The organism is Caulobacter sp. D5, from assembly GCF_003185805.1.
Lineage (GTDB): Bacteria > Pseudomonadota > Alphaproteobacteria > Caulobacterales > Caulobacteraceae > Caulobacter.
The window spans coordinates 1-9,233 of record NZ_QHJY01000013.1 but is presented as its reverse complement, the minus strand read 5'-3'; the positions used below and the strand labels follow the sequence as shown (position 1 = coordinate 9,233).

The following is a 9,233-nucleotide window of genomic DNA, read 5'->3' as shown; positions in this document are numbered from 1 at the left end:
CCCCCTCACCCTCCCACGCCTGTCGGCGCGGGCCCCTCCCTCTCCCCATGGGAGAGGTGAATTCAAAGTCGCCCCAAACGAAAAACCCTCCCGAACCGGCCGGCTCGGGAGGGCTTTCAAGCTCGCTTCAGGCGCTCGCCGTCAGACGTCGACTTCGGCGTCCAGGGCGTTTTCCTGGATGAACTCGCGGCGCGGTTCGACCAGGTCGCCCATCAGGCGGCTGAACATGTCGTCGGCGTCGTCGGCGTGGTTGACCTTGACCTGCAGCAGGGTGCGGGCGTCGACGTCGAGCGTCGTCTCCCACAGCTGGTCGGGGTTCATCTCGCCCAGCCCCTTGTAGCGCTGGATGGTCAGGCCCTTGCGGCCGGCGTCGAGCACCGCCTGCACCAGGTCGAGCGGCCCACGGATCGTGGTCGACTTGTCCTTGCGGCGGAAGGTGGCGACGCCCGAGAACACCTCGGCCAGCTTGACCGCGCGTTCGGCCAGACGGCGGGCGTCGGCGGCGTGCAGCAGCACGTCGTCGAGCACGATGCGCTCCGACACGCCGCGGCGCACGCGGCTGAAGACGAAGCCGGTGTCGCCGCGCTCGCCCGACCAGGGGCCATCGCCCTCCTCGTTGTAGAGGTTCAGGCGCGTGGCGGCGGCGTTGGCGTCCGGCGTCTCGCCCAGCAGGCCGGCAAGGGCCGCCTGCTCGATGGCCGAGGCCGGGGCGCGGGTCGCCAGGCGATCGACATTGGCCTTGGCCGAACGGGCCAGCTGCACCAGGGCCAGCAGGTCCTGGCCGATCAGGCGCTCGCCCGAGACCAGGTCGAGCTCGGCCCCGTCGACGCCCTCGTCCACCAGGAAGGCGTCCATTTCGGCGTCGTCCTTGAGGTAGCGCGAGGACTTGCCCTTGGCGGCTTTGTAGAGCGGCGGCTGGGCGATGTAGATGTAGCCGCGCTCGATCAGCTGCGGCATCTGCCGGTAGAAGAAGGTCAGCAGAAGCGTACGGATGTGGGCGCCGTCGACGTCGGCGTCGGTCATCAGCACGATCTTGTGGTAGCGCACCTTGTCCGGGTTGAAGTCGTCGCGGCCGATGCCGGCGCCCAGCGCCGTGATCAGCGTGCCGATCTGGTCGGACGACAGCATCTTGTCGAAGCGGGCGCGCTCGACGTTCAGGATCTTGCCGCGCAGGGGCAGGACGGCCTGGTTGTCGCGGTTGCGGGCCTGCTTGGCCGAGCCGCCGGCCGAGTCGCCCTCGACGATGAAGATTTCGGACTTGGCCGGGTCGCGCTCGGAGCAGTCGGCCAGCTTGCCGGGCAGGCTGGTGATGTCGAGCGCGCTCTTGCGGCGGGTCAGTTCGCGCGCCTTGCGGGCGGCTTCACGGGCCGCGGCGGCCTCGGCGATCTTGCTGACGATGGCCTTGGCTTCGTTCGGATGCTCCTCGAACCAGGTCGAAAGGCCTTCCTGCACCAGGTTTTCGACGGCCGGGCGCACTTCCGACGAGACCAGCTTGTCCTTGGTCTGCGAGCTGAACTTCGGGTCGGGAACCTTGACCGACAGCACGCAGGTCAGGCCTTCGCGGCTGTCTTCGCCGCCCAGGTTGACCTTCTCCTTCTTCAGGATGCCGGAGCTTTCGGCGTAGTTCGAAATCACCCGGGTCAGGGCGCCGCGGAAGGCCGAAAGGTGCGTGCCGCCATCCCGCTGGGGGATGTTGTTGGTGAAGCACAGCATGTGCTCGTGGTAGCTGTCGTTCCACCACATGGCCAGGTCGACCTCGACCTTGTCCTTGCGGCCCTTGACGATGATCGGGGCCTTCAGCAGCGGGGTCTTGGCCTTGTCGAGGTGGCGCACGAAGGCCTCGATGCCGCCCTCGTAGAACAGCTTCTCGACCCACGGCTCGGCGTCGCGGTTGTCCTTGAACCAGATGGTGACGCCCGAGTTCAGGAACGCCAGCTCGCGCAGGCGGTGCTCCAGGGTCTTCCGGTCGAAATCGATGAAGGCGAAGGTGTCCTTCGAGGGGAAGAAGGTCACTTCGGTGCCGGTCAGCACCTCGCCGGCCTTGGGGCCGTCGTCGCGCACCGGCGAGACGCCGGTTTCCTTCAGCGAGGTCACCGCGTCGCCGCGCTCGAAGCGCATCTGGTGGACCTTGCCGTTGCGGTGGATCAGCAGCTCCAGCCAGTCCGACAGCGCGTTGACGACCGAGACGCCCACGCCGTGCAGACCGCCCGAGACCTTGTAGCTGTTCTGGTCGAACTTACCGCCGGCGTGCAGCTGGGTCATGATGACCTCGGCCGCCGAGACGCCTTCGCCCTCGTGGATGTCGGTGGGGATGCCGCGGCCGTCGTCGGTGACCGTCACCGAGCCGTCGGCGTTGAGGATCACCTGGACCTTGGTCGCATGGCCGGCCAGGGCTTCGTCGATGGCGTTGTCGACCACCTCGTAGACCATGTGGTGCAGGCCCGAACCGTCGTCGGTGTCGCCGATGTACATGCCGGGGCGCTTGCGCACCGCGTCCAGGCCCTTGAGGACCTTGATCGAGTCCGCGCCATATTCGCCGGCGACGGCTTCTTCGGGAACTTCGGGGACTTGGCCTTCGGTATTCTCGGTCATTCGTCTTCCAGAGCCGTAGACTCAATGGGGGTCAGACCGGCCTCGCTGACGCGAACGCCCAGAGCCCGACCCTTGAGATGGTCGAACAGCGACTCGTCCGTGCCGGTGAGGAAGGCCTGGAGCTTGAGCGCCGTGAGTTCGTCGGCCAGAGCCGCTCGCCGGGTGAGGTCGAGATGCGCGGCGACTTCGTCGAGCAACACTATAGGATTCGGCGCGGATTCCGCACGCGAAAGTCTCGCCGCCTGGGCCAAAACCAGGTTCAAAATCAGCGCTTTTTGCTCCCCGGTCGAGCATTCCGAGGCCGGACGGTCCTTGTCGACGTGGAACACCGCCAGATCGCCCCGGTGCGGGCCGGTCAGGGCGCGTCCGGCGGCCCCGTCTCGCGGCCTTGCCGCGGCTAACGCCTGGGCCAATTGAAGCTCGATCTCGGCCGCGTCGGCGCCGTCCAGGGCCATCTGCTCCCAGGCGCCGGTCAGGGCCAGGCGGGCCTGGGGGAAGGGCCGGTCGCCGCGGCTGTCGATCTCGGCCTGCAGGGCGGTGAGGGTCCGCGCCCGGGCCTGGACCATCAGCGCCCCGGCCCCGGCCAGCCGCGCCTCCAGCACCGTCAGCCAGGCCGGATCGGCGCTCGCCCCGCCGTCGGCGGCGTCGGTCAGCAGGCGCATGCGCTCGCGCTGGGCCTTGTCATAGGCGTTGGCGTGGCTGGCGTGGGCGGGCTCGGCGGCGAACACCAGCCGGTCGAAGAACTTGCGGCGGTCGGAAGCCGCCTCGAGGAACAGGCGGTCCTGGGCCGGCGTCAGCCACATGGGCCGCACATGGTCGGCCAGGCGGCCCGGCGGCACGGTCTCGCCCTCGATACGGACGATGCGGCGCGAGGCCCCGGCAGCTTCCGTCCCCGTGCCGACCTTCAGGATCTCGCCGTCGGCCTCCTCGATCTCGGCCGCCACGGCCCAGGCCCGGCCCATGGCCTCGCCCGGCTGCCGACGCCCGACCTCGGCCAGGCTCGACCCGCGCAGGCCCTTGCCGGGCGACAGCAGGCTGACGGCTTCCAGCAGGTTGGTCTTGCCCGCGCCATTGGGCCCGAACAGGTAGACGCTGCGCCCGCCGGTCGAGAGATCGGCGCGCTCGTAGGATCGGAAGTCGGTGAGCCGCAGGCGGGCGATGGTGGCGGACGCCATGGGCGTCTCTTAAGGCAGGTCGCGCGGGACGCCAAACGCCCACCTGACCTTGGACGCCTATCCCTGCCAGCGGCGTCCGCCCGCATGCGCCAGCAGGCGCGGCGCGCCGCGCAGCCCGTGCAGCAGGTGAGGTCCGGCGACCAGCACCAGGGCCCAGGCCCCGGCGCTCAGCAGCACGACGACGATACGGTCCCAGGCCAGGCGCATGGGGGTGTCTCCAACGGAAGCGACACCGCCGCGCTACGCCCGCATCACGGCGGAATGGGGGCTTGGCGCAAGAGATCCTCCCCCTCTGGGGGAGGTGGCGCGAAGCGCCGGAGGGGGGCCGTTTTCAGCTTTAGAAACCTTGGCCAACTTCCCCCCCCACCGATCGCTAAGCGATCGCCTCCCCCAGAGGGGAAGGTTCCCTGGCCTACTCCCCGAGCCGATACGCACACAGCTTGTTGCCGTCCAGATCCCGGAAGTACGCGAAATAGGCCTTGGGCATCCGCTCGCCCGGCTGGCCCTCGCACTTGCCGCCCAGCTCGATGGCCTTGGCGTGGAAGGCGTCGACCTCCTCGCGGGTGTCGAAGTCGAAACCGCCCATCATGCCGTTGCCGATGCAGGCCGGATTGCCGTCATACGGCCCCAGCACCCCGAACATGCCCACGCCCTTGCCGCGATAGAGCCGCCCGCCGGACGGGTGCTCGAACAGGGGCTTCATGCCGATCGAGCCCAGCAGGGCGTCGTAGAAGGCCTTGGCCTTCTCAAGGTCGTTCGAACCGACGGTCATGTAGCTGATCTTCGCCATGGCGGCCTTCTCCCGTTTTCTTATGAAACGGACGGTGGCGCGGGGCGGCGGCGAGCGTCAAGAGGCGTGGTAATCCCTACTCCGCCACCGGATTTCACAGCACATTCAATATCGTCATCCCGGGCGGAGGACCGCGTAGCGGGCCGCAGACCCGGGACCCAGGGGCAGGTGCACTGCGGTTGCCCCTGGGTCCCGGCTCTCCGCTTCGCTGCGGCCGGGATGACGAGGATTGGGGGTATGAGGAACCGCGCCCCTACCCGAAATACCCCCGCGCGACCTCCACCTCGGCCAGCCGCCAGACGCCCGCCGCGCCCAACAGCACGCGGCGCATCTCGACCTCGAAGATCGTCCGCGCGACATCGCGATCGACCAGGTCGCGCACGGCAGCCTCGAACGGCGCATCCGGCGCGATCGCCCGGTGCACGGCCGAGTTCATCACCGCCAGGTCCACGGCCGCCTCCAGCGAGGAGAAAGCCGCGGCGACCGCTTCGGACCGCTCGAACCAGGTCGCGCAGCCGGAAAAGTCGATCGCCTCCCACAGGGTCAGCATGCGGTCGAAGAGATCGTCGAAGCGCTCCTCGCGCAGCAGGCCCGCGGGACCTCCCCGGCTCACTGACCCGCGCCGGTCCCCAGCACCTTCTCCAGGAACTGGGTCTCGACCTCGCGGCGGCGGTCGTTGTTGACCTTCTTGAGGAAACCGTGGCCCTCGTCCTTGAACTGCACGTACCAGGTCGGAACGCCCTTCTCGCGCAGCTTCTCGACCACCTGGTCGGACTCCGATTTCGGCACCCGCGGATCGTTCCAGCCCTGCATGACCAGCATCGGCTTGGTGATCCTGGAGACGTTGTTCAGCGGCGAGATGGTCTCGAAGGCCTTCAGCATCTTGGGATCGCGCTCGTCGCCGTATTCGACGCGGCGCAGATCCCTGCGATAGGCCTCGGTGTTCTTCAGGAACGAGACGAAGTTGCTGATGCCGTAGCGCTCGACCCCGCCGGCCAGGCGGTCGGAATAGTGGGTCATCACCGCCAGCGACATGTAGCCGCCGTAGGACTGGCCGTAGACCACCACCCGGTTCGGATCGAGGTCCGGCTGTGTCTTGATCCAGTCCAGCAGCGCGCCGATGTCCTTGACCGAGTCCTCGCGCTTCTCGGCGTTGTCGAGGTCGAGATAGGTCTTGCCGTAGCCCGACGAGCCGCGAACGTTGGTGACGATCACCGCCGCGCCCAGCTCGGCCACCGTATGCTGGTGGAAGGCGTTGAACACCGGCCGCGACTGGCCTTCGGGCCCGCCATGGATGTCGATGATCACCGGCGCCTTCTGCCCCGCCGCCAGCTTGGGCTTGTAGACGAAGGCCGGGATCGAGCGCTTGTCGAACGAGGGGAAGCGCACCAGCGCGGGCGCGACCAGGGCCGCGGGGTCCAGGCCGCCCAGCTCCGAGGCCGTCCAGCGCGTCACCTGGCCGCTCGCCACGTCGAGGCTCCAGGCGTCGCTGGAGGTGGTGGGCGTGGCCAGGGAGAAGCCGATCTTGGAGCCGTCGGCCGAGAAGGCCAGGTTCGACACCACCCCGCCCGGAAGCTCCGGCTGCGGCAGCGCGCGGCGGGTGCGGAAGTCCTGCACCACCAGCTTCGAATAGCCGTCCTCGTTGACGACATAGGCCAGCACGCGGCCGTCGGCGGACAGCTTGAAGTCCTCGACGTCCCAGGGGCGCTCGCCCGAGACCAGGACCTTCTTGCCGGTGGCGAGATCGAACTCGACCAGGCGCATGAAGTCCGAGCCCTCGTCCGACAGCATCAGCACCGACTTGCCGCCCGGCGTGAAGACGCCGCCGTCATAGGCGATCTTGCCTTTGGTCGGGTTCAGCTCGGTGGTCTTGCCGGTGGCCACGTCGAGCAGCCAGCGCTTGGACTGCCCGATCGAGAAATAGCGGCCCAGCAGCACGGTCTTGCCGTCGGGCGAGACGTCGATGGGCGAGACCTGGCCGTCGCCCTGGAAGATCACCTGGCGGCCGCCTGGGGCGGAGGGATCGCGCAGCACGATGTCATAATTGGCCGAGCCCTTGGCCGCCCGGCTCCAGACCAGCACCTTGCCGTCGCCCGACCAGGCCGGCGACTGGTTGCGCGTGCCCGGCTCGGTGAGCTGGGTCTCCTTGCCCGAGGCGTCGCGGACGAACAGCTGGAACCACTCGTCGCCGCCGGTGTCCTTGGAGAACAGGATCTCTCCGGTGGGCAAGGTATGGACGCCGCTGACCGGCTCGTCGTGGAAGGTCAGCTGGCTGCGGTCGGCGCCGGGGCCGGCCACCTTGTGGATCTGGTTGGTGTTGCCAAAGCGTGTGACGATCAGCATGCCGCCGTCGGCCGCCCAGTCCTGGAAGGCCGCGCTGCGGGCGTTCTGGTAGCGCGCCAGGCCCTCGCGGATCGCCGGATCGGCGACCGGCACGTTCTCGAGGATCTGATTGCCGATCTCGCGGCGCTCGACGGGGGCGGTCTGGGCCAGGGCGATGGTGGAGACCGACAGCGCCAGGGCGGCGGTCAGGGCGAGCAGGCGAGGCTTCACGGGCGTCTCCGGTCGATCTAGCAGTTCAGATCCTGGGCCAGATCGCGCCAGCCCGGGTTGGTGCGTTCGATGAGTTCCAGTTTCCAGAGCCTGCGCCATTTCTTCATCTGGCGCTCGCGGATCAGGACGGACTCGCGGGTGTCATGGACCTCGTACCAGACGAGGATTCCGACGTGGTATTTGCGGGTGAAACCCGGCCGGACTTTCTCCTGGTGCTCCCAGATGCGGCGGGCGAGGTCGTCGGTGTGGCCGATGTAGAGCGTGCCGTTGCGGCGGCTGGCGATGATGTAGACGTAGAACGCCACGACCTGCCCCCGCTTGTGCGCCTTCGCGCCTCCCCCACTCCGTAAAATCCCCGCGAAAGCGGGGACCCAGGTGTTTTATCGTCGAGCACCACGCGTTTCAGAAAAAGCCTGGGTCCCCGCTTTCGCGGGGATTTTACGGAAGAAAGAACCGAACTCAGAGTTCGCGATCAGACCCGCAGCGGCATCAGCACGTACTTCACGCCCGGATCGACCGGGTCCACCACCAGGGTGGGCGAGGCCGGGTCGGCGAAGCGGAACTCGGCCTGCGGGCCGGCGATCTGGCCGCAGACGTCGAGCAGGTAGCGGGCGTTGAAGCCGATCTCGAAGGGCTCGCCGTCGTAGTCGACCTCGACCTCTTCGACGGCCTGGCCGGCTTCCATGTTGCGGACGGTCAGGGTGATGCGGCCCGGCTCGATGGCCAGCTTCACCGAGCGGCTCTTCTCGGCCGAGATGGTGGCCACCCGGTCGACGGCCTTGGCGAAGAGGTCGTTGTCCAGCGTCAGGATCTTGGCGTTGTCCTTGGGGATCACGCGCATGTAGTCGGGGAACGAGCCGTCGATGACCTTGGAGGTCAGGGCGGCGCGGCCGAACTCGAAGCGGACCTTCTGGGGCGAGACCTGCAGGTCGATCGACTCGCCGGCGTCTTCCAGCAGGCGACGGGCCTCGGCGATGGTCTTGCGCGGCACGATCACGCCGGGCAGGCCGGCCGAACCCTCGGGGGCCGGCATCTCGGCCAGGGCCAGGCGGTGGCCGTCGGTGGCCACGGCGCGCAGCTTGGTCTCGCCGCCCTCGTTGACCGTGTGCAGGTAGAGGCCGTTCAGATAGTAGCGGGTCTCTTCGGTCGAGATCGCGAAGCGGGTCTTGTCGATCAGGCGCATCAGCTCGTTGACGTCGACGGCGATGCGGCCCGACAGGCCCTCGTTGCTCATCACCGGGAAGTCGCCGGCCGGCAGCACCGGCAGGTTGAAGCGCGAGCGGCCGGTCTGGATGACCAGGCGCGGGTCGTCGCCCGAGAAGCTGAGCGACACGTCCGAGCCGTCGGGCAGCTTGCGGACGATCTCGTACAGGGTGTGAGCCGGAGCGGTGATCTGCCCGGGCACGTCGATCTGGGCCAGGCCCTCGTCGATGATCTCCATGTCGAGATCGGTGGCCGAGAACGAAAGCGTGTCGCCATCCGCCGACAGCAGGATGTTGGACAGGATCGGGATCGTGTTGCGCCGCTCGACGACGCTCTGCACGTGACCCAGCGCCTTCAGCAGCGCCGCCCGCTCGATGGTAAGCTTCATTTCTCGGTCCAGGCTGGACGCGGAACCGTCGCCGTCAAGAGAATCCCCCCGAGCGCCCGCCCCGTCGTCAATGGACCACGGACATTAGCGCAATCCCTGCCTCTGGGAAGAGCCTGCAAGGCCTTTGGCGCAAGCCATGGCTGTGGATCACGGGGGTGGATGTTGAAAACCTGTCCTCTTGATCGGTTTCGGCGATAGCTTATATTGATAATCAATCGCAACTAAGGCTGAAAGCCATGCGCCTCGCCCTGAAGACCGCCACCTACGCCACCATGCACCTGACCGTGGCCATCGCCGTCGCCTACGCCCTGACCCGCGACTGGCGCGTGGCCCTGGCCGTCGGGATCGTCGAACCGATGGTCCAGACGGTTGCGTTCAACATCCACGAACGGGTGTGGACGAAGGTCGGGAAGAAAGCGGCGGCGGCATAAAGCTCGCCCCCTGAACCGTAAAACCCCCGCGAAAGCGGGGGCCCAGGCTTTTTCTGAAACGCGAGGCGCTCGACGATAAAACACCTGGGTCCCCGCTTTCG

8 protein-coding genes and 2 pseudogenes are annotated in these 9,233 nt (G+C 67.9%); 1 reads left to right on the top strand and 9 read right to left on the bottom strand.

The window, feature by feature from the left end:
* Positions 1 to 141 precede the first annotated feature (141 nt).
* The 9 genes and pseudogenes from gyrB to dnaN form a co-directional block, all read right to left on the bottom strand.
* Positions 142 to 2,592 (bottom strand): DNA topoisomerase (ATP-hydrolyzing) subunit B, encoded by a 2,451-nt coding sequence (gyrB, locus tag DMC18_RS01225; protein WP_110120412.1) that lies wholly within the window; start codon positions 2,590 to 2,592, stop codon positions 142 to 144.
* Positions 2,589 to 3,767: a DNA replication/repair protein RecF gene (gene recF, locus DMC18_RS01220; RefSeq protein WP_110132623.1), complete on the bottom strand. Its 1,179-nt coding sequence runs from the start codon at positions 3,765 to 3,767 to the stop codon at positions 2,589 to 2,591. Before recF ends, gyrB begins: the two co-directional genes overlap by 4 nt.
* A gap of 57 nt (positions 3,768 to 3,824) precedes the next feature.
* Entirely contained in the window at positions 3,825 to 3,974 is a 150-nt protein-coding gene (locus tag DMC18_RS26470) for a hypothetical protein (RefSeq protein ID WP_199228507.1), read from the bottom strand.
* 205 nt (positions 3,975 to 4,179) lie between these two features.
* Positions 4,180 to 4,557, bottom strand: a complete 378-nt coding sequence (locus DMC18_RS01215; protein ID WP_110120413.1) for a VOC family protein — start codon at positions 4,555 to 4,557, stop codon at positions 4,180 to 4,182.
* Positions 4,558 to 4,671: 114 nt separating this feature from the next.
* A pseudogene (locus DMC18_RS26725) lies at positions 4,672 to 4,779 on the bottom strand (hypothetical protein); the annotation flags it as partial.
* Between the two features lie 31 nt (positions 4,780 to 4,810).
* Positions 4,811 to 5,170, bottom strand: a complete 360-nt coding sequence (locus tag DMC18_RS01205) for a hypothetical protein (RefSeq protein WP_110120415.1) — start codon at positions 5,168 to 5,170, stop codon at positions 4,811 to 4,813.
* Entirely contained in the window at positions 5,167 to 7,110 is a 1,944-nt protein-coding gene (locus DMC18_RS01200; RefSeq protein WP_233245271.1) for a S9 family peptidase, read from the bottom strand. Before DMC18_RS01200 ends, DMC18_RS01205 begins: the two co-directional genes overlap by 4 nt.
* 17 nt (positions 7,111 to 7,127) lie before the next feature.
* Complete coding sequence (locus DMC18_RS01195) at positions 7,128 to 7,415, bottom strand: GIY-YIG nuclease family protein (protein ID WP_110120417.1); 288 nt, start codon at positions 7,413 to 7,415, stop codon at positions 7,128 to 7,130.
* 167 nt (positions 7,416 to 7,582) lie between these two features.
* Positions 7,583 to 8,701: a DNA polymerase III subunit beta gene (gene dnaN / locus DMC18_RS01190; RefSeq protein ID WP_110120418.1), complete on the bottom strand. Its 1,119-nt coding sequence runs from the start codon at positions 8,699 to 8,701 to the stop codon at positions 7,583 to 7,585.
* Positions 8,702 to 8,937: 236 nt separating this feature from the next.
* On the opposite strand from dnaN, the pseudogene DMC18_RS01185 reads away from it, so the two are divergent.
* Positions 8,938 to 9,120: pseudogene (locus tag DMC18_RS01185) on the top strand (DUF2061 domain-containing protein); the annotation flags it as partial.
* Positions 9,121 to 9,233 lie beyond the last annotated feature (113 nt).